Annotated in this window: 27 protein-coding genes; 10 read left to right on the forward strand and 17 right to left on the reverse strand. The window is 58.2% G+C overall.

Annotated elements, in window-relative coordinates:
- Nucleotides 1-69: 69 nt before the first annotated feature.
- Entirely contained in the window at nt 70-936 is an 867-nt protein-coding gene (gene ehuB / locus PSQ90_RS06530) for an ectoine/hydroxyectoine ABC transporter substrate-binding protein EhuB (RefSeq protein WP_282212601.1), read from the reverse strand.
- Between the two features lie 430 nt (nt 937-1,366).
- On the opposite strand from ehuB, the gene eutB reads away from it, so the two are divergent.
- From eutB to argE, 4 genes are read left to right on the forward strand one after another with little or no spacing between them, the layout of a single operon-like run.
- Nucleotides 1,367-2,368 carry a hydroxyectoine utilization dehydratase EutB gene (gene eutB / locus PSQ90_RS06535; protein WP_282212602.1) on the forward strand — a complete coding sequence of 334 codons (1,002 nt, stop codon included), beginning with the start codon at nt 1,367-1,369 and terminating at the stop codon, nt 2,366-2,368.
- On the forward strand, nt 2,361-3,353 hold the full coding sequence (eutC, locus tag PSQ90_RS06540) for an ectoine utilization protein EutC (RefSeq protein WP_282213001.1): 993 nt from the start codon (nt 2,361-2,363) through the stop codon (nt 3,351-3,353). Before eutB ends, eutC begins: the two co-directional genes overlap by 8 nt.
- 17 nt (nt 3,354-3,370) lie before the next feature.
- Entirely contained in the window at nt 3,371-4,555 is a 1,185-nt protein-coding gene (gene doeA, locus PSQ90_RS06545) for an ectoine hydrolase DoeA (RefSeq protein ID WP_282212603.1), read from the forward strand.
- Nucleotides 4,556-4,566: 11 nt separating this feature from the next.
- Nucleotides 4,567-5,739 carry an acetylornithine deacetylase gene (gene argE, locus PSQ90_RS06550; RefSeq protein ID WP_282212604.1) on the forward strand — a complete coding sequence of 391 codons (1,173 nt, stop codon included), beginning with the start codon at nt 4,567-4,569 and terminating at the stop codon, nt 5,737-5,739.
- On the opposite strand, the gene PSQ90_RS06555 is transcribed toward argE, so the two are convergent.
- From PSQ90_RS06555 to PSQ90_RS06570, 4 genes are all read right to left on the reverse strand, one after another.
- Entirely contained in the window at nt 5,736-6,242 is a 507-nt protein-coding gene (locus tag PSQ90_RS06555; RefSeq protein WP_282213002.1) for an isoprenylcysteine carboxyl methyltransferase family protein, read from the reverse strand. The genes argE and PSQ90_RS06555 overlap by 4 nt on opposite strands.
- Nucleotides 6,242-7,300, reverse strand: coding sequence for a type III polyketide synthase (locus PSQ90_RS06560; protein ID WP_282213003.1), 1,059 nt, complete (start codon nt 7,298-7,300; stop codon nt 6,242-6,244). Before PSQ90_RS06560 ends, PSQ90_RS06555 begins: the two co-directional genes overlap by 1 nt.
- A gap of 99 nt (nt 7,301-7,399) precedes the next feature.
- A complete protein-coding gene (locus tag PSQ90_RS06565) occupies nt 7,400-7,933 on the reverse strand; it encodes a carboxymuconolactone decarboxylase family protein (RefSeq protein WP_282212605.1) in 534 nt (177 codons plus the stop codon).
- Nucleotides 7,934-7,937: 4 nt separating this feature from the next.
- Nucleotides 7,938-8,360: an OsmC family protein gene (locus PSQ90_RS06570; RefSeq protein ID WP_282212606.1), complete on the reverse strand. Its 423-nt coding sequence runs from the start codon at nt 8,358-8,360 to the stop codon at nt 7,938-7,940.
- A gap of 308 nt (nt 8,361-8,668) precedes the next feature.
- Here PSQ90_RS06570 and PSQ90_RS06575 point away from each other — a divergent pair, with 308 nt between their 5' ends.
- The 6 genes from PSQ90_RS06575 (at nt 8,669) to PSQ90_RS06600 (ending at nt 16,498) form a co-directional block, all read left to right on the forward strand.
- Nucleotides 8,669-10,114, forward strand: a complete 1,446-nt coding sequence (locus PSQ90_RS06575) for an ABC transporter substrate-binding protein (RefSeq protein ID WP_407648203.1) — start codon at nt 8,669-8,671, stop codon at nt 10,112-10,114.
- 47 nt (nt 10,115-10,161) lie between these two features.
- Nucleotides 10,162-11,112 (forward strand): ABC transporter permease, encoded by a 951-nt coding sequence (locus PSQ90_RS06580; RefSeq protein ID WP_282213004.1) that lies wholly within the window; start codon nt 10,162-10,164, stop codon nt 11,110-11,112.
- Nucleotides 11,109-11,960 carry an ABC transporter permease gene (locus PSQ90_RS06585; protein WP_282212608.1) on the forward strand — a complete coding sequence of 284 codons (852 nt, stop codon included), beginning with the start codon at nt 11,109-11,111 and terminating at the stop codon, nt 11,958-11,960. The genes PSQ90_RS06580 and PSQ90_RS06585 overlap by 4 nt, the downstream gene beginning before the upstream one ends.
- Nucleotides 11,957-12,754 carry an ATP-binding cassette domain-containing protein gene (locus PSQ90_RS06590; protein ID WP_282212609.1) on the forward strand — a complete coding sequence of 266 codons (798 nt, stop codon included), beginning with the start codon at nt 11,957-11,959 and terminating at the stop codon, nt 12,752-12,754. The genes PSQ90_RS06585 and PSQ90_RS06590 overlap by 4 nt, the downstream gene beginning before the upstream one ends.
- Nucleotides 12,751-13,497, forward strand: coding sequence for an ATP-binding cassette domain-containing protein (locus PSQ90_RS06595; RefSeq protein WP_282212610.1), 747 nt, complete (start codon nt 12,751-12,753; stop codon nt 13,495-13,497). The genes PSQ90_RS06590 and PSQ90_RS06595 overlap by 4 nt, the downstream gene beginning before the upstream one ends.
- A 97-nt stretch (nt 13,498-13,594) precedes the next feature.
- Nucleotides 13,595-16,498 carry a non-ribosomal peptide synthetase gene (locus PSQ90_RS06600; protein ID WP_282212611.1) on the forward strand — a complete coding sequence of 968 codons (2,904 nt, stop codon included), beginning with the start codon at nt 13,595-13,597 and terminating at the stop codon, nt 16,496-16,498.
- On the opposite strand, the gene PSQ90_RS06605 is transcribed toward PSQ90_RS06600, so the two are convergent.
- From PSQ90_RS06605 to PSQ90_RS06660, 12 genes are all read right to left on the reverse strand, one after another.
- Nucleotides 16,477-17,124, reverse strand: a complete 648-nt coding sequence (locus PSQ90_RS06605; protein WP_282212612.1) for a cytochrome P450 — start codon at nt 17,122-17,124, stop codon at nt 16,477-16,479. The genes PSQ90_RS06600 and PSQ90_RS06605 overlap by 22 nt on opposite strands.
- The gene (locus PSQ90_RS06610) at nt 17,085-17,732 is read right to left on the reverse strand and encodes a cytochrome P450 family protein (protein ID WP_282212613.1); all 648 of its coding nucleotides are present in this window, start codon (nt 17,730-17,732) and stop codon (nt 17,085-17,087) included. The genes PSQ90_RS06605 and PSQ90_RS06610 overlap by 40 nt, the downstream gene beginning before the upstream one ends.
- On the reverse strand, nt 17,704-18,834 hold the full coding sequence (locus PSQ90_RS06615) for an amidohydrolase family protein (protein WP_282212614.1): 1,131 nt from the start codon (nt 18,832-18,834) through the stop codon (nt 17,704-17,706). Before PSQ90_RS06615 ends, PSQ90_RS06610 begins: the two co-directional genes overlap by 29 nt.
- A gap of 170 nt (nt 18,835-19,004) precedes the next feature.
- On the reverse strand, nt 19,005-19,988 hold the full coding sequence (locus PSQ90_RS06620; protein ID WP_282212615.1) for an SDR family oxidoreductase: 984 nt from the start codon (nt 19,986-19,988) through the stop codon (nt 19,005-19,007).
- Nucleotides 19,989-20,088: 100 nt separating this feature from the next.
- A complete protein-coding gene (locus tag PSQ90_RS06625; protein WP_282212616.1) occupies nt 20,089-21,873 on the reverse strand; it encodes a hypothetical protein in 1,785 nt (594 codons plus the stop codon).
- Between the two features lie 179 nt (nt 21,874-22,052).
- Nucleotides 22,053-22,688: a peroxiredoxin gene (locus PSQ90_RS06630; protein ID WP_282212617.1), complete on the reverse strand. Its 636-nt coding sequence runs from the start codon at nt 22,686-22,688 to the stop codon at nt 22,053-22,055.
- Nucleotides 22,689-22,855: 167 nt separating this feature from the next.
- Entirely contained in the window at nt 22,856-23,359 is a 504-nt protein-coding gene (locus tag PSQ90_RS06635; protein ID WP_282212618.1) for a CreA family protein, read from the reverse strand.
- A 66-nt stretch (nt 23,360-23,425) separates the two neighbouring features.
- The gene (locus PSQ90_RS06640) at nt 23,426-24,238 is read right to left on the reverse strand and encodes an amino acid ABC transporter permease (RefSeq protein ID WP_282212619.1); all 813 of its coding nucleotides are present in this window, start codon (nt 24,236-24,238) and stop codon (nt 23,426-23,428) included.
- A 41-nt stretch (nt 24,239-24,279) separates the two neighbouring features.
- Nucleotides 24,280-25,074, reverse strand: coding sequence for a substrate-binding periplasmic protein (locus PSQ90_RS06645; protein WP_282212620.1), 795 nt, complete (start codon nt 25,072-25,074; stop codon nt 24,280-24,282).
- Between the two features lie 48 nt (nt 25,075-25,122).
- Nucleotides 25,123-25,491 (reverse strand): YegP family protein, encoded by a 369-nt coding sequence (locus PSQ90_RS17125; RefSeq protein ID WP_282212621.1) that lies wholly within the window; start codon nt 25,489-25,491, stop codon nt 25,123-25,125.
- Between the two features lie 104 nt (nt 25,492-25,595).
- Nucleotides 25,596-26,048: a Crp/Fnr family transcriptional regulator gene (locus tag PSQ90_RS06655; RefSeq protein ID WP_282212622.1), complete on the reverse strand. Its 453-nt coding sequence runs from the start codon at nt 26,046-26,048 to the stop codon at nt 25,596-25,598.
- Nucleotides 26,049-26,150: 102 nt separating this feature from the next.
- On the reverse strand, nt 26,151-26,771 hold the full coding sequence (locus PSQ90_RS06660) for a DUF1236 domain-containing protein (protein WP_282212623.1): 621 nt from the start codon (nt 26,769-26,771) through the stop codon (nt 26,151-26,153).
- Between the last annotated feature and the right edge of the window lie 5 nt (nt 26,772-26,776).

A 26,776-nucleotide genomic window follows, 5' to 3' on the forward strand; every position in this document is an offset into this window, starting at 1 on the left:
TGGCGATGGTTGCCGGAGTTTGGATGGGAAGGGGCGGGTCAGCCTGACCCGCCCCGATTTTGTCTTGACCTATTTGGCGGCGCAAAGTTCCTCGGTGGTCTTGTGCCCGGAGCCATCAACATCGCTCTGGGTAAAGCCATAACTCATCAGGGTTTTGCTCCAGTCATCGGTAGCCTTGTACTCAGCCAGAACACCATTGACGGCATCGCGCAGATCTTCGGACCCCTGGGCAAAAGTGAACGCGCCCCAACTCCGCACCTCTTCGCCGTTAACGACAGGATCGACAAATTCACCGGCGACTTCAACCTTGTCGCCCTTGGCCGCCAGTTCGCTGGCGGTCAGGCTCGTGGCTGCATAGGCATTGGCGCGGCCGGTTGAAACCGTCGAGATGGCGTCAGCGTTGGACGAGATGGTGACCATCTGGTCCTCGGCAACACCCAGAGCCTGCATCATGTCGAGCTGGTCGGCCCCGGCCATGATCGCAACCTTGATGTCCTTGCGGGTGGCGAAATCTTCAAACGAGTGAATGCCGTCAGGGTTGCCAGTGGCGACCAGCAGGCCTTCACCATAAGAAGTGTTGGGTTCGGAATAGATAACCTGCTCGCAGCGAGTGGGCAGCACGGCCATTTCGGCAGCTACCATATCAAAACGGTCTGCCTGCAGGCCGGGGATCAAGCCAGAAAATTCGGCCGTGACCCATTCGATATCCTTGATGCCCAGCTCGTCCATGATGTGCTTGGCAACGTCCGGTCCTGCCCCCTTGGCATCGCCATTGGGGTCGATATAGCCGTAGGGAATTTCATTGGCGACGGCGATCCGGATCTTGCCCGACTTCTGGATGTCGGCGAGCGAGGCGGCGCTAACTGATGCCGATCCCAGCGCCGCGATGGTCAGCGCTGCCAGAATAGTTTTTCCTAGTTTTTGAGTATTGAGCATGTGTTTACTCCCGTGTTCCTGATATTGGCGGTTCATGGTTGCCGCATTCGGTCGAAGGTCAAAACAACGTAGCAGCAAATTGGTTGCTATTTTTTTGACAAGCCTTGTAGCCTGTTCCGGTTAGGCGAGAACAGTGATTGAGCGAACCGGGATCGCCACAAGGCACGAAGGCGGACTATTTGTATGCCCTCACGCTGAACTTTACCGGGGCATAGGTTTGCGGATCAGGTCGACCGAGTCGAGGGAAGATATCTCTTTATGTCGCGCTTCAGGCAGGCGGATCGGCTGCCACTGTCTAAATGTTTAGTGAGATCAACTATCTGGCGGACAGGCATAGTCCTGATCTTGGCACGATTATTTGATTGGTCGGCCCCCGAGGCGGATCGTCTGCCCCGGAACGCGATCCCCAGGGTTTCGCAATAATCGGGAGGTGCTTTTGAGCGTTGCCTTCACCCAGATACTTGCGGCGCGACGACGCATTGGCGCCCATGTGCTGCGCACACCCCAGCGCGATGCTGTGAGCCTGAGTGAAAAGCTGGGCGTCCCGGTGCGCCTTAAGTGCGAACACCACCAGACCACCGGCAGCTTCAAACTGCGCGGGGCTACCAATGCGGTTCTGTCCCTTTGTGAGGGCGAGCGCGCTGCCGGCGTCGTGGCTGCCTCAACCGGCAATCATGGCCGGGCGCTGGCTCATGCTGCACGGATTGCGGGCTGCCGCGCCGTCATCTGTGTGTCGAAACTGGTACCTGCCAACAAGGTCGCCGCGATCAAGGCATTGGGAGGGGAGGTGCATATTGTGGGCACCAGTCAGGACGATGCCCAGGTCGAGGTGGATCGGTTGGTGCGCGAAGAGGGAATGTCGATGGTCCCCCCGTTTGACGCCGTCAATGTCATTGCCGGGCAGGGTACGCTGGGCGTCGAAATGCTTGAAGATGCCCCCGACGCCAGCGCCGTTCTGGTGCCCCTCTCCGGGGGCGGGTTGATGGCAGGCATCGCCCGCGCCGTCAAAACCATCAATCCTGCCACTCAGCTTGTCGGCGTCACCATGGAAAAGGGCGCTGCCATGCATCAAAGCCTAGCGGCAAAAGTGCCGGTTTCGGTCACTGAGCTGCCAACGCTGGCCGACTCGCTTGGCGGAGGAATCGGACTTTCCAATCAGCATAGTTTTGCCATGGTGCGCGATCTGGTTGATCAAACCATTCTGGTCAGCGAGGCCGAAATCGCCAATGCCATGCGCTATGCCTATTTCGAAGAAGGCGAAGTTTTGGAGGGGGCCGCCGCGGTTCCGCTGGCGGCCCTGATCAGCGGCCGGTTTGCTCCCAAGGGCGAGGTCATTGCGCTTCTGACCGGCAAGAATATCGACATGGCTCTGCACCAGCGTATCATGGCGGGTGAGGATCCCGATCTTGAAGCTGAGGCTGCCGATGCCTGATGTAACCATCCTGACCGAAGCCGACTTGCGCCAGTTGGTGCCGCTCGATCCTGAAGCCGTTGCCTGCATTGAAAACGCTTTTCGGGCGCTGGCGACAACGGCGGTCGTGATGCCGCCGATCCTGCGTCTGGATATGAAAGAGGCCAATGGCGAGGTTGATGTCAAAACCGCCTATGTTCCGGGCATTGCAAGTTTTGCCATCAAGATCAGCCCCGGTTTTTTCGATAATCCGGCCCTTGGCCTGCCCTCGGTCAATGGGCTGATGGTCCTGTTGAGCGCCCGTACCGGGCTGCTTGAAGCGAGCTTGTTCGACAATGGTTATTTAACTGATGTGCGCACCGCGGCCGCTGGTGCTGTGGCCGCCAAACATCTGGCGCGCGAGGATGCCGATACCGCAGCGGTTCTGGGCGCGGGCGTTCAGGCAGGTCTGCAGTTGCAGGCGCTGATGCTGGTGCGCCCGATCCGTTCTGCGCGCCTATGGGCGCGCGATATGGCCAAGGCCGAAAGGCGAGCTGCAGAATTGTCCGCGGCATTATCCATCCCGGTTACCGCGTGCCCCGAACCGCGCGAAGCGGTGCGTAATGCCGATGTCGTTATCACCACGACGCCAAGCGACACTCCGATTTTCAGGGCTGACTGGCTAGAGCCCGGCCAGCATATTACCGCCATGGGATCGGATGCCGAGCATAAGAATGAAATCGAGCCCGATGTCTTTGCTCTGTTGACCCGTTATGTGCCCGACCGTTTAAGCCAAACCAGAATATTGGGCGAATTGCACCACGCCATAGAGGCGGGACAGGCGCTGGCCGACACCGACTATGTTGAACTCGGGGCGATTGCCAGCGGGCTAGCCAGCGGTCGTACCGATCCCGACGACATTACCCTGGCCGATCTTACAGGCACCGGGGTTCAGGATACCGCCATTGCAACGCTGGCCTTCCAACGCGCCAAACAGGTGCAGGCCGGCAAGATTTTTTCCACCTGAGGCCTCTGGAGGTCCAATTGCCCGATATCGCCCTACCGTTTTCGATTGCAGAATACCAGGACCGTCTGGTCAAGACGCGCGCTGCCATGGTGCGTGCCAATATTGACGTGCTGGTCGTCACCGACCCCGCCAATATGTCGTGGTTGACGGGTTATGACGGCTGGTCATTTTATGTGCATCAGGCGGTGATCGTTCTGCCCGAAGGCGAGCCACTTTGGTGGGGCCGTCCCATGGATGGGGTCGGGGCGCGGATGACCAGCTATCTGGCGCCGGAATCGATCCACTCCTATCCCGATCACTATGTGCAAAGCGCCACCATTCACCCCTATCAATTGATGGCGGTGCTGCTGCGCCAATATGGCCATTCGAGCGCCCGCATCGGGTTGGAAATGGACAATTACTATTTCACGGCAAAGTGCTTTGAGACGCTGCGCCTTGAGCTGCCCGACGCCCAGTTCAGTGATGCAACGGCGCTGGTCAACTGGCAGCGGGCGGTCAAATCCGAACAGGAACTTATTTATATGCGCCGCGCCGCGCGCATCGTTGAGCAAATGCATCAGCGCATCCGCGACACCGCCGAAGATGGCCTGCCCAAAAGCACGCTGATTGCCGAAATCTACGACGCGAGCCTGCGTGGCGCCGATGGCTTTGGTGGCGACTATCCCTCGATCGTGCCACTCACCCCTTCCGGTACCGACGCCGCTGCCGCCCACCTGACATGGGACGATCGCCCGCTACGGCGTGGCGAAGGCACGTTCTTTGAAATCGCCGGGTGCTACCGGCGCTATCATTGTCCAATGTCGCGCACCATCTATCTGGGTGAACCGCCCGCCGACATGCTCCGGGCCGGAGAGGCGGTGCTCGAAGGGTTGGCTGACGGGCTTGAGGTGGCGCGGCCCGGCAATACGTGCGGCGAAGTAGCGGACGCCTTTTTCGCGGTTTTGGCCAAGCACGGGATCGAGAAGAATTCGCGCACCGGCTACGCCGTCGGCATTTCTTATCCCCCCGACTGGGGCGAGCGCACCATGAGCCTGCGGCCCGGCGACCAATCGATCCTGGAGCCCAACATGACCTTTCATTTCATGCCGGGTCTCTGGGGCGACGATTGGGGGTTTGAGGTCTCCGAAACCATCAGAATCACCGAGGATGGCCCGGCTGAGTGTCTGGCCGATGTTGGCCGTGAATTGATCATCAAACCCTGACCGGAGCCACCATGGTCCATGCGCTGCTAAACGATGCGGTTGCCGTCCTTGACGATCTGATCGGCTTTGACAGCATCAGTCTGCAATCCAATCTGGCCGTGATCGCCTATCTTGGCGAGCGGCTCGACGGATTGGGCATCCACACCCGATTGAGCCATTCGACCGATGGCCAGCGAGCCAACCTGTTTGCAACCATCGGGCCGCGCGACACCGATGGCGGCATCGTCTTGTCAGGCCATACCGATGTGGTGCCGGTGGCGGGGCAGGATTGGACCAGCGACCCCTTTGTGGCGCGCCACCATGATGGTCGTGTCTTTGGCCGTGGTGCCTGTGACATGAAAGGCTTCATTGCCTGTGCCATGGCCCACGCCGCTGAATTTTCGGGCAAATCGCTGCGCCGCCCCCTGCATTTTGCCTTCACTTTCGATGAGGAGGTCAGCTGTCTGGGGGCTCAGGTCATGCTTGAGCAACTGGCCAGAACCGGGCCAAAGCCTGCCGTCTGCATCGTTGGCGAGCCGACCGAAATGCGCATCATTGAAGGGCACAAGGGGTGCTGCGAATATGCGACCCATTTTACCGGCAGTCCGGGTCACGCTTCGCAGCCAGCGCTGGGGGTCAATGCGGTCCATTACGCGGTGCGCTATATCACCCGGCTGCTCGAAATCGGAGAGGCGCTCAAGGCCCGCGCGCCGAAAAATTCGCGCTTTGATCCAGCATGGTCGACCATTCAGGTTGGCCGGATCGAAGGCGGCATGGCGCGCAATGTCATTGCCGGGTCGTGCTCGCTCGACTGGGAAATGCGCCCGGTCAGCGCCGCGGATCTGGCGTTTGCAAAAGCCAATATCGAAGAGTACGCCCGCTCGACCCTGCTGCCTGCCATGCAGGCCGACAATGCCAACGCCGACATTATCACAGAAATCATCGGGGAAATCATCGGGCTGGAGCCCATGGACGATTGCGAGGCCGAAGCGTTGGTGCGCACCCTGACGGGCGACAATTTACCGGCCCAATGCGTTTCATTTGGCACTGAGGCGGGGCTGTTCCAGCAACTAGGGATTGCGACGGTCATTTGTGGTCCAGGATCCATCGAGCAGGCACACAAGGCCGATGAATTTGTCGAACTGTCCCAGCTCGACGCCTGTCTTGCCATGATGAGCCAACTCGGCAGGCATATGGCCGACTAGGCTTTTGGCAGCCCGGCCAAAGCCTTGTTTTCCGCGCCGATCCGTACCCACATCATGGCGGCGTTCAATGCCGCAAAAAGCACGGCCACCCAGGGCAGGCCCAGCGCCATCGGTACGGTAATCAATTCGGCCGCCACCAGCCAGTAGTTGGGGTGGCGTACGAAACGGTATGGGCCGCGCCTGATCGCGGGCTCCTCAACAATGACAATGCGTGTTGTCCAACGCCCGCCCAGCGAGCGTAATATCCAGACCCGCGCCACTTGCAGGATCAGATAGACGCCAACCCATGCCCAGACCAATTGCTGTTGCCAGCCAAACCAAACCAGAGCGGCAATCCAGGCGGTGTGCAGTGCCACGATCAACCAATAGTGCTCCGCGCCAAATTCGCGGCCCCCGCGTGCCAACAGCGCTTTGGTATTGCGTTTGGCGATCTGCAATTCCACCAGCCGCTGGCCAATGACCAGCGCCAACAGCAGCACCGCACCTATTGAGGCATTTCCCATCAATCAAACTGGATCGGCAGCATCGAGGCTGTGAAGCCCGGGCCTAGCGCTGCCAACATCATGGTGCCGGTCGGCGCCCCTTGCATCACCCGCTCCAAGACGAACAGCGCCGTTGGGGCTGACATATTGCCAAACGCGCGTAAAACCTCGCGCTCGGCGTCGAGCACCCCCTGTTCGAGGTGCAATGCTGCTTCAATGGCTTCGACCACCCTGGCCCCGCCAGGATGGCAGATCATGCGACTGAGATTGTCGCGCTCCAACCCGATGCTTTCAAGGCCGTCGGCAACCGCATCGGCAAAATTCTGTTTGACGAATTCGGGGATGGAGCGATCAAAAATGACGCCAAAACCGTCGGTATCCACGTCCCACCCCATGATTGGCAGCGTGTCGGGCCATGTGTGCTCGGCCCCTTCTCCAAATATTGGATCGGTTGCACTGTCGGTCGATAAACAAGCAGCCGCCGCGCCATCGCCGAACAATACGGTTGCGATAATGTCGGCTTTTTGCATCCGGTCAGCCCGGAACGAAAGAGTGCAGGTTTCAACGCAAACCAGCAACACCTTGCTGCCCGGCGCAGAAGCCGCCAGCCGGGCTGCAATCGACAACCCCGTGACCCCACCGGCGCAGCCCAGGCCAAAGACGGGCACGCGTTTGACATCAGTTCGAAATGGTAGACTAGCCATGGCCCGAGCGTCCAGCGTCGGGGTGGCAATACCGGTCGAGGTTATGGTGACAATGGTGTCAATTTCCGCTGCCTTCAAGCCGGCACAGTCGAGGGCCTTTTGCGCAGCCGCCACAAACAAAGCGGTCGCGCCTTCAAGGTAGGCCTCGGTGCGTTCAGGCCAATCCTTGCCCGCCTCGAACCATTCAAAAGGCACCACCGAATAACGTTTATCGATCCCTGAATTGGTAAAGGATTTTGATAGCCGCTCAAACTCGGGATAGCGCGGCCCCAGGATCTTGCTCGCAACCAGCTTGACCATGTCCTGTGGCAGTTCATGGGCGGGAACGGCCGTGCCCAGGCCGAGAAGGCGGGCCGGCTGGGCGGCAATCTGCATGTTCACAACGGGCTCACTTTCAGTAGCGCAGGGAACGGGCAAATTATGCGCACCCCCTTAACGCAGCGGCGACGGTTTTGGATGCCTACCTTGGCACGATCACTCGGCCCGTGCGCCCAGAAACGGCAATAATTCGGTATCCATTTCGGTTTTTACCGCGTCAGTGAACAGATTGGTCGCGACCATCAGTCCGGCGAAGGCGATGAGGTCAACCAGGGTTTTTTCGTCATAGCGTTCAGCGACTTGGCCCCAGATAGCGTCCGGCACTGATTGGGCATTCCTGCCCAACGCCTGCCCCAGGGCCACCAACGCCTCTTCCTCGGCGGTCAGCACCAGCCTATCGGGATCGTCGCCGCCGGTGACAATCGCGCGCCGCATAAATCCCATGCCAATGGGGCTGTCCGAGGATTTACTGATGGCCTCGGCAAACAGCCAGATCGGGCGCACGCCCAAAATCGGCAGGAGTTGGTCGCGCAGCGCGAACCATTCGCCATAAATTCGTAGCGCCACGGGAGAATGAAGCAGCGTGCGCTTCATATTGGTCATTCGCCCGCGCAAGGCCATTTCCGCATCGTGAGCCTGGCGTTGTTCAGGCGTGGCGGTGGCATAATCAACCTGAGTGATCCGGGCCATCCGGCTAGATCATCGGCGTAACATCGCGCACGATTGCGCCGTGCTCAAACGTATTGCCGACCGTGCAGATTTCGTGGGCCTCGGCGATCAGCTCCTGCCGTTCAGCGGCATCAAAGTCACCTTCGATCCGAAACGAACAGGCAAACCCGGCGACCCGCGAAGGGCCGTCGGGTGCCTTTTCGTGGGTTACGTCCACATCAACCGAGGTAAACCGCTCCTGCCATCCGAACTTTCGCACTGCGATCCGCACGCTCAACACCAGACAACCGGCAAGCGCTGCGTCCATCAGTTCGAGCGGGGTAAATCCCTGGTCCGACGCCATGTTGGCCAATTTGGCCCCGGCACCCGATTGGGCCAATACACTGCCAACTCCGGCTTGACTTAGAGTTGCCCCAACTGTTGTGGAACGCGCAACGATATTGACCATGATCTACCCTTTTGTTTACCGTTATATTGGCTGCCGGTTTCCCTCAGGCAATGTCATCCGCCTGAATTGCTTTGTCAAAACGCCGATGCGGCACGCAAAACAATTTCTCGGAGTCGCGCCCAAAACGCAACCCGGCTAGCGCCCGGCCTCTGGCTATATCGGCATATTACGATATAGTTCCCACCAACTACCGCAATCGCGACAACCGTCGTTTCCAGTTCAGGAGCAACACCATGCAGCTTTTCGCCCGTTCCAATCGCCGCCAGTTCGGCGCAACCGCCATCGCGGCCAGCATTGCCGCGCTCGGCATGATGTCAGTCAGCCCCGCTGTTCTGGCTGCAGCCGACACCAGCGCCGTCATTGAAATCGGTTCCCTGTATGAGCCGCAGAATCTTGATAACACCGCTGGCGCCGGACAAGGTATCAACGAAGCCTTCAACGGCAATGTCTATGAGGCCCTGTTTGCGTTGACCGATGGTGGCGATGTGAGCGATGCGTTGGCCAAGGACTATAGCGTCAGCGACGATGGATTGACCTATACCATCACCCTGCAAGACGGCGTCACCTTCCACTCCGGCGATCCGCTGACCGCTGCCGACGTCAAGGCCAGCATTGAGCGCGTAACCGCGGAAAGCTCCAAAAGTTCGCGCAAGAACAACCTTGCCACTATCACCAATATTGAAACACCAGACGACAGCACTGTCGTCATTACCCTGAGCGAACGCTCGATTTCGCTGCCCTATAATCTGAGCTATGTGTGGATCGTCAATGATGCGGCCACCAGCATCACTGACAGCGAAGATGGCACCGGCCCCTATAAGCTGGATCAGTGGCGTCGCGGCTCAAGCCTGTCGCTGACCCTGGCGGACAATTACTGGGGTGAGGCGCCAACCAATGCGGGTGTGGTCTTTAACTACTTCACCGACGCGACGGCGCTCAACAACGCGCTTTTGACAAACGCTGTAGATATCATCACCTCGGTGCAAAGCCCCGATGCGCTGGCCCAGTTCACCGACAATCCCGATTTCACCGTCACCAATGGCCAGTCAACGACCAAGGAACTAATGGCCTTTAATGACCGTGTTGCCCCCTTCGACAAGGTCGAGGTCCGCAAGGCCGTTGCCCGCGCCATCGATGACAAGAAACTGCTGGAATCGATCTGGGGTGATTATGGCACCCTGATCGGCTCGTTCGTGCCGCCCACCGACCCGTGGTATGTCGATCTGACGGCGGTCGACGCCTATGATCCCGACAGCGCCAAGGCAATGTTGGCCGAGGCGGGCTATCCTGATGGCTTTACCTTCAGCCTTGATACCCCTGACTATGATCCGCACCCGATCGTTGCCGAATTCATCAAGAGCGAACTGGCCAAAGTTGGGGTGACGGTCAATATCAACATCATCACCGCCAATGAGTGGTACACCAAAATCTATCAGGCCCACGATTTTGATGCGACGCTGCAGGAGCACGTCAATCACCGCGATATCGTGTTTTACGGCAATCCCGATTTTTATTGGGGCTACAACAATCCCAAGGTCGTCGAGCTGATCAAACAGTCTGAATCAAGCGCCACCATTGACGAGCAGAACCAGAAGTTGACCGAGGCCAACAAGCTGATTGCCGAGGATGCGGCTAGTGACTGGCTATACCTTTACCCGCAGATTGTGGTATCGGCCTCAAATGTCAGTGGTTATCCGGTCAATGGGTTGAACTCGCAGTTCTACGCCTATGACATCGAAAAAAGCGCAGAATAGGTCTGTTGCGAGCCGACGAATGGAGCTGAACAATTCTCGTTTATATCCTGCGTCGGCTCGTCATTTTATGCCTTTCACTGATCCTTGCGTCAGTGGTGCTGTTTGCCCTCCTGCGCATTTTGCCGGGTGATCCAGCCAATGCCCTTCTGGGCGTTGGCGCTGATGCCGACCAGATCGCGGCGGCCCGCCAGCAGGTCGGCTCCGACCTGCCGCTCTGGCAACAATTTGTCGGCTTCTTCACCAGTCTTGCCCGTTTTGATCTTGGCACCTCGTTTGTCAGTCAGGCGCCGGTGAGCGAGGAAATTCTGGCCCGCCTCAGCGTCACGGTACCGTTGACCCTTCTGGCTTTTGCCTTGGCGATCATTGTGGCGGTGCCCCTGGGCATCATCGCCGCCGTCAAATCGCACAAATGGTATGGCGGGTTGATTTCGGTTTTCTCGCAATTGGGCATTGCCATCCCGGTCTTCTGGGTCGGCATCCTACTGGTCACCGCTTTTGCCATCAATTTGCGCCTATTTCCCTCCGGTGGATTTCCGCGTCAGGGATGGGGCAATCCCGCCGACGCGTTACGCGACCTGACGCTGCCGGTCTTGACCGTTGCCATTGTCATGGCGTCCTCGCTGGTGCGCTATGTGCGCTCCGCCACCCAGGATGTGTTGGGCAGCGATTATCTGCGTACTGCCCGCGCGCTTGGCTCCAGCTTTATCGAAGCCCTTTTGCGCCACGGTGTGCGCAATGGCTCGGTGCCAATCATTTCCATTTTGGGCATTGAACTGGCCTCAACCTTTCTCGGCGCCGTCGTGGTCGAGCGGGTTTTTACCCTGCCCGGTCTCGGCTCCATGCTGCTATTGGGCATTTCCCAGCGCGACTATCCCAATGTGCAGGGCGTGCTGTTTGTCTCAACGCTCCTGGTGCTTTTCATTGGCTTTTTTGCAGATCTCGCCCAGCGCCTGATTGATCCGCGCCTACGCGACCGCAGCCGGGGCGCCGCCTCATGACCACAATCGAACTGGATCGGCCCGCCCGGCGCTCGGCCGCTTCCTTGACCTTTATTGTTGGTCTGATTCTGGTCGGCTTGCACGTCGCCATCGCACTCCTGACTCTGGTCTGGACCCCTTACGATCCTTCAAGCACCGCCGGCGGACGCCTTGAGGCCCCTTCCCTGCTGCATTGGGCCGGGACCGACCGGCTGGGGCGCGACCTCTTCACCCAAATCATGATCGGCTCGCGCATTGCCCTGCAAGTCGGCATCGGCGCCGTCGGCATTGGTGCCGCCATCGGTGTCACCATTGGCGTGCTTGCCGCCTTTGCCACCCGTCTGCTCGATGATGCATTGGCGGCGGCCTTTGATATTCTCATAGCCTTCCCAACATTGCTCCTCGCCATGCTGGTAGTCGCCGCCAGCGACACCGCCAGCCTGTGGTCGGCCATTCTGGCGCTCGGCATTGCGCTTTCCGCCATTGTCGGGCGCTTGACCCGCATTCTGGCCAAGCGGGTGTTGCAGATGGATTTCATCACCGCCGCCCGCACCTCAGGCACCTCATGGCCACGTATCGTTGTGATCCACATCCTGCCCAATATCTGGCCGACGCTGATGGTCAATTTCGCCTTGCAATTCGGCCTCGCTGCCATTGCCGAAGCCTCCCTGTCCTATCTCGGCCTCGGCGCGCCGCCGCCCAATGCCTCGTGGGGACGGCTGTTACAAGAGGCACAGGGCACTGTTTATACCGCCCCTTTTGGCGCCATCGCGCCGGGTCTGGCGCTCTTGGTTCTGGTCATTGGCATCAATCTGTTTGCCGACGGCCTGCGCGATGTCGGCGACCCTACCCGCAGGCGCAGCCGATGAGTTTGCTCGCTGTCAACAATCTTGCCATCGCCACCGGTGGACATGATCTGGTCGCCGATCTGTCGTTTGCGATTGAACCGGGCCAACGGCTTGGTCTAATCGGGGAAAGCGGTTCGGGGAAATCGCTGACCGCCATGGCCATCAGCGGCCTGTTGCCCCCCGCCATCGTGCCGCGCGGTTCCGTAACCCTTGATGGGGTGGAAGTCATTGGCGCGCCGGAGCGAAAACTCAATAAATTGCGCGGCGCGGCCAGTGCTGTTGTTTTCCAGGAACCACTGACAGCACTTGATCCGCTAATGAAACTCGGTCGCCAGTTGGCCGAACCGCTGCGCCGTCGTTTTCGCCGCGAAGGGCGCGACCTTGCTGGCATCGAGGCTGAAACCATTGCCTTGCTGGAGCGTGTCTCGCTGCCCCAGCCGCAGCGCATTGCCAATGCCTATCCTTATGAAGTTTCGGGCGGTCAGCGTCAGCGCGTCGCCATTGCCATGGCGTTAGCGTGTCGCCCCAAACTGCTGATTGCCGATGAGCCAACCACGGCACTCGATGTTACCACCCAGGCTGAGATTCTGGCCCTGCTCGACAGTCTGGTGCGCGACCTTGGCATGGCGCTCCTGTTCATTAGCCACGACCTTCCGGTCGTTTCCACCATCGTCGATCAGGTGCTGGTATTGCGGCAGGGGCGCATGGTGGAAACCGGCCCGGTCAAATCGGTCCTTGGCACGCCCACCCAGCAATATACCCAATCGCTGGTGGCGGCTGCCCGTGCCTTTGATACTGCCTTGGGGGCGAGATGAGCATTCTATCGCTTGATCAGGTCAATTTTGGTTACACCAGCAAAGCCAGGGTTCTCAACGAAGTCAGCTTTGAGGTCGAGCGCGGCGCCAATCTCGGCATTGTTGGTGAAAGCGGTTCAGGCAAAACCACACTGTTGCGCCTGCTACTCGGTCTTGAGCGTCCAACCAGCGGCACCATCAATTTCGGCAGCGTTCAGCTGGATCCGCGCGATGCCAATTTCATGCGCCGCTATCGCCGCGCCGTGCAGATGGTATTTCAGGATCCCTATTCCTCGCTCGATCCACGTCAGCGCGTTCGCGATATCATCGCCGAGCCGCTCCAGTCTCTGCGCATAGAGGGTAATCACGATGAGGCGGTTGCGGCAGCTCTCACCGAAGTTGGCCTGCCCGCCGACGCGGTCCGGCGCTATCCGCACGAATTTTCCGGCGGCCAACGCCAACGCATTGCCATTGCTCGCGCCATCGTTGCCCGCCCCCAACTGGTGCTGGCCGACGAAGCCGTCAGCGCCCTCGACCTCTCGACCCGCGTCCGCATTGTCGAGCTGCTCAAGCAATTGGGTCACACCATGACGCTGGTGCTGGTTTCACACGATCTGGGCGTTGTCGCTGCCCTTTGCCCGCGCATTGTCATTCTCGAGCGCGGCATAGTTGTCGAGGCCGGCGACACTGCCACCATTTTGGCCGCCCCCCAGCACCCCTACACGAGAAAACTCATCGCCAGCGTCCCCCGCATGCCCGCCTAAAGCCACCGGCTCGGGCACGCATCTGGACTTTAGCCTTGCAATACCGCCCCCAGTCCGCTTTCAAAGGGGATAACTTATCCAACAGGCCGCTGATCACTTGCCAGATAATGTTTGCCGGCACATCGCCAACGTCGCGATCGCCCACCCGACGTCGGTGGCGCTTTTGGCGCATGATCGCCAGCACGCCACCTACAGCGACATTTTCGATCAGGTCGACGCGCTCACCGGTACCCTGAGCCAACTCGAGTGCGCATCTGGCACCCGTATCGCGGTCATGTTGGACAGTGGACCAGAAATGGCGGTGGCCTGTCTGGCCATCATGGGCACCTCGATATGCGTTCCGATCAACCCTCATTACCCGGCCAGCGAGCTTTTGTCGCTTTTGCCGCGTCTCAACGTTACTCACATGCTAACCGATCGTGCCCTCTACGCCACACATGGCGAGCTGTTTGTGAGCATGGGGTTAAGCGTCATCATCGCCACCCCAGACCCCACCGCGCCAGCCGGACGCTTTACGTTTGAGATCGCGCACAAGCCCGGAAATCCGGTAGTTCCGTCCGCAAAGGGCACCCCGCAAAACCTTGCCCTGCTGCTCCACACATCCGGTTCCACCGGCACACCAAAACTGGTCCCCCTCACCCACGAAAACCTGCTCAGCGCCATGGCCAATGTGGTCTCTTCATTGGCGCTAACCCCTTCTGATCGTTGCCTGAATACCATGCCGATGTTCCACGTCGGCGGCCTGGTCGACCTGTTCCTTGCACCCCTCTCCGTCGGCTCCAGCATCATCACCGCTCCCACCCTCGGGCCCCAATCGGCACTCACCAGCATCCTCGAATTTTCCCCGACCTGGTATCAGGGTGTTCCCACGATGTTGGCGGATTTTCTGGCCAATCTACCTGACGAACTGCCTCCGAAAGTCGCCAATCTTCGCTTCATCCGCTCTGTCTCGGCACCGCTGCCCGCGCGCCTTCTCGCTGACATAGAAGCACGGCTCGATATTCCGGTTATCGAGATCTTCGGGATGAGCGAGACGGCTGGTCTGATTGCGAGCACCCCCCTGCCGCCCGGGATGAGAAAACCCGGTTCGGTCGGCATTGCTGCCGGCCCCGAAGTGGCGATAGTGGACGTCCTGGGCAATCGGATCGGTGCCGACGTTCGCGGCGAAATTGTCGTTCGCGGCCCCAGTGTCATATCCAGTTATCTTGATCAGAATGCCAGTCAATCCAGTGCTTTCATAGGCAGTTGGATGCGCTCTGGAGACGAAGGCTATCTCGATGCCGATGGCTATTTGTTCCTCACCGGTCGACTCAAGGACATCATCAATCGGGGCGGTGAAAAGATTGCCCCCAGCGAAATTGATATCATCGTCAACGAACTCGAGGGGGTTGCAGAAGCCGCGGCCTACGCCCGACCTCATGCAGGTCTAGGCGAGGAGGTCGGGCTGGCGGTCGTTCTGAGGCCAGGCGCTCCGCTTTCCGAAGCTGATATCCTCCACCATCTCAGCCCAAAGCTGGTCCAGTTCAAACAACCTCGCCATGTCGATTTCCTTGCGACCCTGCCTCGCGTTCCCAGCGGTAAACTTGACCGCAGGGCGATTGCCGGATTGGTGGGCATTTCGTCGTCCCAATCCGAGCAGTCGCCACCTCGCTTGCCGGAAACGCCGTTGCAGCGCCAATTGGTAGAGATCTGGCAGCGCATTCTGCAGATTGATGAGGTTGGTCTCGGTGACGACTTTTTTGATCTTGGCGGCGACTCGCTCAAAGCCACGACACTGATGATTGAGTTAGAAGCAATTTTTGATCAACCACTTGATGGCGCTTTGCTTTTTGATGCGTCAACCATTGCGGAACTGAGCGAAAAACTATCTCATCTGTCCAAGGATGCTGGCGTATTCCCAGCCAATGTCAGTCCGGGCGAACTCCCCGATGCGGTCTATCAGGAGATCAAACGCCAGATCGCCGGTTGGCAGGGCAACCGGGCACAATCGGCAAGCCTGATCACTGGCCGCAATACGTTCGGAACCAAAATCCCGCTGTTTTGGGGTGTGACCAAGGAAGCCGAGTTTTCCCAACTGGCACGCAATCTTGATGCGGACCAACCGATCTATGCGATGCGGTCTTTATCCACTACCCAGCTAAAGAGCGACGACAATACGAGGCTGCTCGCCCACCAATACGCGCGTGAAATTGTCAGACTTTGCCCGACCGACCCCATTCAGATTGGCGGATTCTGTGATGGGGGTCGGTTGGCCTTCTTTGCGGCTCAGTGGTTAAAGAAACAGGGGCGTCAGGTTGATCTGTTGCTGCATGATCGCTTCGTACCAGAACCCTATGATGGACCGGTGACCTTTTTCTGGGGCATTACGGGTTGGCTTTTCAGCCACGAGGTGGAGCGGGCGAACAAAGCATGGCGGCGGTACTATTCCGGTCCGCTGAGCGTTGTTGAACTGCCGGTTGAACACCAGATGGCCTACGAGGACAGTTTTGCGCCGCAGTTGGGCCGGGCGATTAGCGATGAATTGGCCCGCCTTGGAGGGCGCTCTGAGCCCGAGAGCACGACTTTTCAGCCACTTGAGGTGCCACTGCCATCGGACATTTACCAAGCGCGGCTTTCGGCCAGGGTGCTCCCGCTGCTGCGCCAAGGCCGCCCACACATCGTGCGAACCAAGGTTCGCAACACAAGTGCACACGACTGGATGCCGACCGAGCAGAGCGGCATTTGCCTGGCGGCGCGATGGACCAACCTTGATGGGTTTGAGATCGTACAGATCGAGGGATTTACGGCCCTGAAGCAGGCTGTTCCATCGGGAGGCGAAGTGCATCTGGAGTTGGAGGTGGTTCCGCCTGCGCGCGGCCTGCCGATGTTTTTGGTCATAGATCTTCTCGAAGAGGGCGTTGGCTGGTTTGGACCGCGCGGTTCAAGGCCCGCCAAATCTTTGGTGATGCCGCTGGGGCGGCGGGCCGAAGCGAAAAAGGTCTATAGCGCCAGACGGAGATGAGCGAGCCATCGATGCCCGGGCCGGGCCAACCATTGTGGCGCGTCGTCCACGAGCCTGACGTTGGGCGCGTGCGCCAAAAAAGCAGCAACTGCCGCTTCTGTTTCAGCTTTGGCCAATTGGGCACCAAGGCACGAATGCTTGCCTTTGCCGAAGCTTAGGTAGGCTTGGCGTGGGCGGGCAATGTCAAAGCGATCAGGCGCGGGGAACTGGGCGGGATCGCGATTGGCGGCCCCCAATATCAGCAAGACGGTGCTGTCCTGTTTGATGGCGGTGCCGTGGATCTCAGTATCGGATCTGGCCACCCGGGCAATTGCCTGGGCCGGGGATTCAATACGGAGGGCTTCTTCAATCGCTGCCCCTGTCCGTTCGGGCACGCCTCTGAGGGCCGCAAACTGGTCGGGGTTACTCAAAAGCGACTGGACGACGCTGGCTATTCCGCGATCGACATTTTCGACGGCATCGGCAAACAGCAGGATAATTGTGTCGGCCAGCACCATGGGATCGCGAATGCCCGCCTCGGCCATCGCCGGGATCAACGCCGAAACGTAATCGTGTTGCGGATTGGTGGTCCGAGCCTGCACCACGGTCAGAACATAATGTCGGAAGGCCGCCAATTGGTTGTCCATTTCCAAGCGCGCGGCTTCAGAGGGAATTTTTGAGAACAGATAAAAAAATACTCGCTGTGGGCTTTGAGTTGATCACCGTCGGTATCGGGAAAGCCAAGGATCGAGCAGATGGTCTTGAGCACAAACGGGGTAGCAAAATCCTTGATCAACTCGACATCGGAGCGCCCCTGTAGCCGCTCGAGGCAGTGTTGCGCAAAGCCCTGATAGTCGGGCGGCATCGATTTGAGATGACCGGTAAAGCTGCGCGCCACAGCCCTTCTGGGCCCCGCGTGGGCAGGATCATCGAGAAAAGGCAGAATGTTGTTAGCCATGTCGGCGCAGACATAATTGTCGCGGTTACGCGAATGCACCACGGCATAGCGCGCCGGGGCATTCCCGAGTGCTGGATTGGCGAGCGCTGCAACAACGTCGTCATAGCGCGTCAACACAAAAGCCCCATTGGGAGCGCGGTGAACCGGCTCATTTTCGCGCAACCATCGGTAGGTTGGATAGGGATCGGCCACGAATTGGGGATGATCGGGCTCGTAACGCTCGAGAAGCGTCCGTTCTTCGGGCGTATTCTGCCTGGTTATCCCAAACCTATTGAGCAGAGAACGAATGGTTCTCACCGATGACCTTGGCAATTTCAGCTTCATTCTTGGCCAGATGTTCGCCAAGAATGGCCCGATCTTCAGGACTCAAGCGCTTGCCAGCAGCCAGTTTGGCCAGAATATCGGTCTGATAGAATCGGATAGCCGCCGACAGAACGAATATTTCGTCCACCAGATCCGCCGTTGTGCTGGGTGAGCATATGTCGGCAATATTGTCAGTGCCGACGCGCACATGCACACCCGCTTCGAGCAGTTCAAGCACCCTTGGGATGCAATTGTAAGTTGGCGTGTGCAACGGACGAAGCTGGCGCATGCCGATGGCGGCCGAAGGGCAGGTTATGACCCCGATATTGCATTCGAGCAGCCCCTCGACCATGCGCCGATGGCGCCTCTCATCATAGGTCGATGGCGAGATCATGTGCACCGCCCAAACGAGTGGGTCGCCATTGTCGGCGCACGGCGTACCGACAACGCGGGCGACTTCAATCAATCGCTCGGTGCCGCGCTCGCCCTCCTCATTTCGCTGGTCGGTGTGGACATGCAGCATCATCTTGTGGCGAAGCGCCAAATCCAGATGACGCTCGCAATGGTTCTCAAACCCAATGTGGTCGGGATAATCGTCAATATCATCCGCTTCAGGAAGGCAGCCTATGAAATCGGCGCTGGCTACCGCTTCCTCGAGCAGCGCCCATCGTTGAGGCTCACCATCAACGAACCCAAACGGGGTATAGGCGCCCAGTCGAAGATCAATTTTGCCAGCGTAGCGATTGCGTAAATTGGCGAGTGTTTGCAGCGCCGATAATTGCACCCGATCATCTGTCACATCGACCATTGTATCGACGCGCGTTGTGCCGATATCAACCATGGCATCCAGATATTCAACCGCCCGCGCCGTCAGGTCCTCGACATCGAATGCGGGGCCAGCGTGCAAATTGTTGATCAATGAATGTTTGCGCATCAGCGAAACATGGGAATTGTCCAGAACAGTCAGATCAATCCCTGCCATATATTTCGGGTCGAGTGTACCGGCCCGGTCAAGATGAGCGTGAGCATTGTGCATGCCACCGTAGCCCGCAATCTGGGTCTCCAGCAGTCGATAAAACGGCGTTTTACTTCTCATAAATCAAAAAGGACCTAATCGGATATCGGGGTCAACCCCCCTAATGTGGTGTTCGAACAGCTTGGCAGCGAGCTGGCCTTCTCCTGATTCCACATCAAATCGAACCGGCGCCGTTAATTCGACGAGCTTCCAAGAATGATTGAACGGGGCGATGCCGACGCTTTGGAATTCTATCTTCCCAAGGCCGACTGGTCGGTACAGATGCGGTCGAGTAGTGCGTCCATTTCCCCTTTTTCGGGCATACCGCGCTCAAGGCGCTGCTTTAGAAATTTCATCGATTCCGCCAGTATTTCGTCGAGCCGTGTTTCGCAGGCAAAGGCGCCTGCGACGCCCTTAACTTTGGTATTATCGAACAGTGCCGACCAGGACTTGTCGCCGGTCAGGGGGCCTTCCCAGTCGCTGCGATAACGCACCAGGGTGTCGGTTGGGACGTGCACGACCCGGGGTTCAACGCCCAGTGCCTTGCCAATGCTGGAATAGATCGCGTCCCAGGTGTGCGCTGTGTCTGAGGTGATGTGGAAGGTTTCCTTGATCGCGCCACTCTTGCCAAACAGGCTAACGAATGGGACTGCAAAATCGATGGAGCGCGTTAGCGTCCATGGCGTATTGCCGTCGCCAGCGACAACTACCGGCTCGCCTTCAAGCATTCGCCGCGCAATCAAATCGCCCTCGCCCATCATTGTGGGCAGTCCGGTGCGGACGGTGTGGCTTGGGCGAATGATGGTCCAGGGTAGGTTGCTGCTATCCTTGAGCAATTTTTCGCAGGCAATCTTGTTCTGGCTATAAGTCCAGAACGGATTGATTGCCGGGGTCTGCTCGGTGATCACATAGTGGCTGGCAGGTTTTTCATAGACCGATGCTGAGGAGATGAATATATATTGCCCGACCTTGCCGGAGAACAACGCAATGTCCCTGGCTAGCTGATCGGGGGTAAAGGCGATGAACTGACAGACCACGTCGAAGCCGAGATCTGCCAGGCCGTCATATTCCGGCCCATTCATGTCGCCGACAATGGAGGTTGTGCCGGTCGGAAGCGCAGCGCCGGACCTTCCGCGATTAAAGACACTGACATCATAACCCTGGCTCACGGCCCGCTCAACGCAGGGGTAGGAAATTTGTCCGGTGCCGCCGATGAATAATACTCTCTTGGCCATGAAATGCCTCCATTGTCATTATGGGCCGGTAGTCAGGTCGACCGGCTTATATCAAAAGTCGGGGTCCAAAGTGCGCCGCTTATGCTGCGTGAGCAAGGTATTAGCGCGGCGCGACGACGTAGATTTTAAGCGGACCACCTTTGCTGATGTCGGTGAGCCAGGCCGGTAGCCTGCCTTCAGGCGCCAGCTTGACGAAAGAGTCAGGGGCAGCATCCGGTAAGCCCGCCATTTCGGGTAAGGCGGGGCAAGTAACCACCAGATTGATGCCGCGCTTGTCGAGAATATCGCGCGCCGTCGAAATGGGTTGATTGAAGAAATGGAAGGCGTCGAGCACTCCCTGCTCGTTGCGGTGGTACGGTGCAGCCACAACCGAATGGGATGTGTTGAGCAGGATATGGGAACCCAGATCAATCGGGTTCATTATTGGCTGGGCTGGCAGGGTACCGAGTTGGACAAAAGCTTCTGGCACGACGCAGGAGGCCCGGCCCGGCTGCTCAATGGCCGTATTGTTGGACGGCAAGGCCAGTCCGCCTGTCAGCAAAGTGACCAGCACGACCATGATGATGCCCGAAAAAGTCAACCAGCTGCCCAACAATAAGGCTGCATCGCGCAGTCGCCTGCCATCGAGATAGCGCTTTCGCAGCGTCACGATCAGCCAGGCAGCAGCCGGAATGGCGGGCATGGTCACCAACCGGGCCCCGCGCACCTGCAGCGCCATGACCAGCGTCGCCATGGCCAGGAATCCCATCAAGACCAGCCATTCCGAGCGATCGTACGGAAACCGGATCGCGCGCCATGCAATAATGGCGATGCCGACAAATCCAGGCACGCTGACCGCTATCGTGTAGGCTGGCAGTTCCCAGATGCTTTCCCACCAGGTCTTGGCCTCTGAAATTGCATTCAGCCAGTTCGCAACGAGCCATGGATCAACGGACGCGTATGGTCCTTTTATGCATTGCGGATCGATCAGTAGGGTCAACCCGATGCCGATTACACCCGCTACCACCATTCCAATCAATTTGCGCCAATAGGAGGATTGCAGCCACGACGCAGAGCCAAGTGCGCCAAACAGAACACCGATCAACAGTGCGCCGCCAATGTAAAATATCGATATTGCGTCGCATGCCGGGACAAACCAGCGCTCGGGCGGCAGGGCAATGACAAGATGCACGATGCCAACAACAGCAAAGCTAATACCGAAGCCGCGCAAATTCTTGCTTTGATCAGTCCGAAACACCCACAGTAGAGCCGTTCCAGCAATTGCAACAATCACGGCAGGGACCGATTCCGTGCCGACGGCCAATGCGGTTGCGCAAAGCCCACCTGCCAGCATGCTGAAGCGCCAGCGCTTGATGGCCTCGATGCAGGCCCAGGCAATCGCCAATGTCAGGATGATCTGGACGCTATGATGGTCTATGCGACCGGGCGTAAATTCAGCGGTGACGGCAGGGCTGAGGACAGGCAGAATCAGCGCGGGCAGCACCCCGACCTCACCGACCAATCGCAAGGCAAGCCGCGCACTAAGCCATAACAGGATCAGCAGGAGCAGCAGGGGCCAGACATAGGCGGCGACCAGTTCGGCGTGCCCAAAGGCGAACGGGCGCGCCACAACAATGATGGTGGCAATGGGAAGATCGACCAGTCTGGACCAGTGTACCTCGGCGCCGAACGGAGCGTTGAGCCGGTGCTGAACGATATCGAACCAGTTTTGGCCGCCGAGAAAATCGCGCACAACCACCATGCGCATGGCATCGTCGGTATCGGCGAACAGCGGCCCATGACCGCCGCCGACGATGGCGCGAATAACCAGTGTCGCTACGGCGATACCGAATATCGCCAGAACCAGCACCGGATTGATGCGCCCTGCGCTTGATTTGTCTGTCATCTACCCGCAACCCACAATCGCCCGACACTGGATCGGCGTCTGACAATTGCTAGTTGCTTGTCATTAATATCCGCTAAAAGCCGGTCTTTTGAATTCTAGCGCACGATGGGAGCGGGGGCATAAGTTGGGCGACACTGATCATTTCTGCCGTCCAACAACGGTAACGTTCTTGCGCGGCGTTATCCGCGAGGCTGCGGCACAATGCGCATATAGGGTTTTGGCTCTTTCCAGCCATTTGGATATTTGGCCTTGGCTGCGTCATTGTCGACGGTTCCGGCGATGATGACATCCTCACCGTTTTTCCAATTAACGGGCGTTGCCACCGCGTGGTTGGCAGTCAGTTGCAAGCTGTCAATGACCCGCAGCACTTCATCAAAATTGCGCCCGGTGGAGGCAGGATATTCAATCTTGAGTTTGACCTTCTTGTCCGGCCCGATGACAAAAACCGACCGCACCGTCAGCGTGTTGTCGGCATTGGGATGGATCATGTCATATTTGCGCGCAACCTCGCCCTCGGTATCGGCCAAGAGCGGGAAGTTCAGGGCCGTGCCCTGGGTTTCCTCAATGTCCTTGGCCCAACCGGCGTGGTCTTCGAGTTTGTCGACGGACAGGCCCAATACCTTGACACCGCGCCTGTCAAATTCTGGCTTCAGTTTGGCGGTATAACCCAATTCGGTCGTGCAGACCGGGGTATAGTTCTTGGGGTGCGAAAACAGCACCGCCCAGGAACCATCGATATAATCGTGAAAATGTATGCGCCCTTCGGTTGATTCAATATCGAAATCGGGGGCTGTGTCGCCAATCAGAATTGCCATTGCTTACTCCTTGCTGCCCCGCGCACGGGGCTCCTTATAAATTTAAGAATATCGTACCCTTAATGGGCAATCATAGCGGCATTGTGAAGAATATTTTCGGGCATTGGCGTCACATTGTATCATTCTGTTCCGGATTCAGCGTCAATTTCGAAAACGGCCCGAATGTGTTAGTTCGTTGCTGGCTGAGGCGGACCATCGGTCCAGGAAACATCGGCGCCGTTGAGGGGCACCACCGAAAGCGACATTTTGCCGGAGCCCTGCTGGATTTCGCGGGCATGAGCCAAATAAATGATCGCGTTATTTTGGGCGTCATAGATGCGTGAAACGCGCAGCGATTTCCAGATCAGCGACCGGCCCTCGCGGAATATTTCCTCACCGCCCGAACTCAGGGAAATGTCTCCAATGGTGATTGGCCCCATGGCCGAACAATCAAGCGCCGAATAGGAAGGATCTTCAAACCAGTTTCCCTGTTGCAGTCGGTCAATAAAGCTGCGGTTGAAATAGGCCAGATGGCAGACGACGCCCGAAACTTCGGGATCGGCCACCGCGTCAATGGCAATGTCGTTGCCGGTCCAGTCAACGCCAACGCTCGCCACTTCGCGCTTGTCTGAACAGGCTGCAAGAACGAGAGCCAACCCAATGCCGACCACAATGACGGAAATTCGTTTCATGCCCTCAACTCCGAATGGCGCTATTTGTCGTGATGCATGTGGTGGGCAATATCTCGAGGTACAAGGTTAGCTCCTGTTGCGGGCCATGTGTCGTTCGAGCAGGCGCACCAGCAGCGACAGGGAAATGGTCATGGTGAGATAAAGGAACGCCACGACATTGTAGGTTTCGAAAAATTTGAAATTGCTAGAGGAATAGACTTTACCCAGCTGGGTGATGTCCTGCACGCCCAATGCCGACACCAGCGCAGAATCCTTGATCATGGAGACGAAATCATTGCCCAGCGGGGGCAGGATGGTGCGCAGGGCTTGTGGTGCGATGACATGGCGAAAGGTGCGCCATGGCGACAGGCCCAGCGCTCGGGCCGCCTCGGCCTGTCCTTGGTGGACCGCCTCAATGCCGGCGCGGAAAATTTCGGCGATGAAGGCGGAGTAGGCGATGGTCAGCGCAAAGATTGCTCGCCAAGTGAAATCGAAACTGCGGATGGTCAATTTGGGTAGCAGGCCCCAACCCACAAGAGGCGAAATCAGCCAGTTTGCCGCGTCGACCATGGCGGGGGCACCGACGAAGGCGATGTAAAACAGCGCTACCAGAATTGGGATGCCACGGATGACTTCGATGTAGAATGTGGCGGTTTGGACCAGTATCTGGTAGCGGGATGTTCGGGCCAGGGCAACGAGCAGGCCCAGGACCATGGCGAGAAAGAACGCGACCATGGCGACCCACAGCGTGGTGAGCATGCCTTTGACCAGTATCGAGAAAATCTCGTTATAGCCCTGGTCAGCGACGACTGCCCAGAGGATGAGCAGGCCGAGGAGCGCGATGGCGGCAAGCCACCACGGGAAGTGTCTTGCATCAGGTTTGGGATTGGGTTGCGACATGGCAAATGACCGTGCACCGGGGATGCACGGTCAAACCTGACTTATTGGTCAGCGCCGTATTCGAAGAACCATTTGTTGATCATTTTATCGAGTGTGCCGTCGCCCTTCATCTGTGACAGCGCGTCGTTGAAGGGGTCAACCAGATCCGACTTTGGTGTCAGGATGAAACCCAGCGGCTCGGATTTGATCGGCTCACCAACGATTTTGAAGGCGCCGGGATCGGCGCCAATATAGCCCGCCGCCGCTGCCTGATCGGCAATCACCGCATCGACATCGCCACTCTTGAGGGCCTGAACGGAAGCGCCAAAAGTGTCAAAAAGCTTGATGCGCGGATTGGCTTCGTCGCCATCGAGCACGTCATAGACGGCCGTGTAAAAGGCCGAGGTGCCCGACTGGGCGCCAAACAGCAAATCGGGATGTTCGGCAAAGCTGGCGGTATCCTTGATCCGATCCTCGTCAGCCCGCACGAGGAACGATTGATCGACGGTGATGAACGGTTGGGTAAAGTTGACCTGCTCGGCACGTTCGGCATTGATGGTAATGCCGTCGGCACCGATGTCGTACTGGCCGGTGCGCACCGCCTCGATCATGACGTCCCAGGCCGAAAGGTTCCATTCAACCCTGGCGTTGAGCCGTTTGGCCGCCTCGTTGATCACGTCATATTCCAGTCCTATCCCGGTGCCGGTTTTGTCGGCGAAGTTCAGGGGGTAGTAAGCATTTTCGGTGACCGCGTGAATGGTCCGGCCGTCCAGATCAGGCAGCGCTTGCGCCAGAGAAGGAACGGCCAGTGCCAGGGCCAGCACTGGCACAGCAAGAGTGGTAAGCAGGATTTTCATGAGGCAGCAGTCTCCTGTGTCAACGATATGGCGTGACATTAGCCGGGATCAGGCCTCGTCGACAACATCTGCTGCCGGGCCATTTTTCTGGACCGAGGCGATGCAGTTCTTGGAGCTGGATTTTGACTTGTAGGTTTCCGAACGCACTAGTGGTTCACCATTGGCGGCAACGAAGCGCACAAAAGTCTGGCCGTCCTTGGAAGCGGCGATTTCGAAGCGGTAGCCCTTGCCTTCTTCGCCAGCAGTCTGGTCGACAATGGCGGCGCCCGGCGCATTTTTCTTGATTGACTCGATGCAGTTCTTGGCGCTGGCCTTGGATTTGTAGGTTTCGGACCAAACCAGGGTTTCGGCATTGTAGACGAACTTGGCGACAAACTCGCCGTTCTTGGCGGTGGTGATCTTGAATTTATGGGCCATAGCGCAAGGTGCTCCTCAAGTAGTTATTGGCGATTCTTTGTGTCGTGGGACACCAAGACTAGCAACGATCACAAAAATTGAAAGCGTTTGCTGAGGCGCGGGCGTCATTTGTTGTTATCGGACTGGGGTTCAACGAGCCGGGCGAGGATTTGATCGACCAGATCAAGGTCCTGACGTTTGCCAGCGGCTTGTTGCTGCAGGTCGACGAGGTAGGAGGTAGTGTAATAGAGCCGCCGCGCCAGCATGGTGGCGATGTGCAGGGCAAATTCGGGGCGCTGGTCAAGAAAGGTCAGCGCGTCGGGGATCTGGTAGGCGCGCACATCCGAGAGCGCCTTGACGGTGGCCGAATGGGGCATGTCGAGCAAAACGCTCATTTCGCCGAAGAACGAGCCGGGCTCGTCGATGTGGGTGACCTGGGTTCTTTCACGGATCACCTCGATCTGACCTTCGATCAGTATATAAAGACGCCCCAGCCGTTCGCCCTCAGGCAGGATCACCTGCCCTGGCTTGAAATCGGTAATTTCCAGATCCTGACAATAATCAAGGATATCGGCCATCAGTGCCCTCCATAAATGTGCACTGGTTATATCGTGCAATCATGACGGGTCAAAGCAAAGCCGCCCGCGATGCGCGGGCGGCTTCGATCACCGGGAGTGTGATTATTTGATCCAGACGACGGCGCGGCTGGAATTTTCAACCAGCACCGGGCGGTCATTGATATAGGCGTAGCTGTAGGTGCGATCATCGGGGACGGCGGTCAGCTGCACATCGGCAGGGACCTGGTAACCGACGACAATGTCACCATTGACGTTGACCGTGCCAACCGGATTGTTGACAACGAAATCAGCCGTTGCCTGCGGCACGAGATAGCCGGGCGACTGGACCAGCGCGCGACTCTGCATGTCCACGATCCAGACGCGGTCATTGGCATAGACATAGCCATATTGCGCATCGCCTTCGACCGGATGAATGGTCACATCGGCGGGCAGAGTCGCGCCGATATCCACGCTACCATCAATATAGATGGGCTCAACCGGATGGGTGCCGGCATACTCAACCGTGGTTGCGGCAACGCCTGCTTCAGCGCCAAGCGTAGCGCCAGCAAAGCCGCCGACAACGGCACCGATAGGACCGCCGAGAACAAAGCCGAGAGCTGCCCCGCCTGTACCACCGGCGGTAGCGCCGACAGCGGCGTTGGCATCGGTCGTGGTTTGAGCAAATGCAGGCGTCATTGCCCCTAGCGAAAGGACGGCGACGGTTGCCAAAAGAATGTTCTTCATGGTTC

The organism is Devosia rhodophyticola, from assembly GCF_028816475.1.
Taxonomy (GTDB): Bacteria; Pseudomonadota; Alphaproteobacteria; order Rhizobiales; family Devosiaceae; genus Devosia; species Devosia rhodophyticola.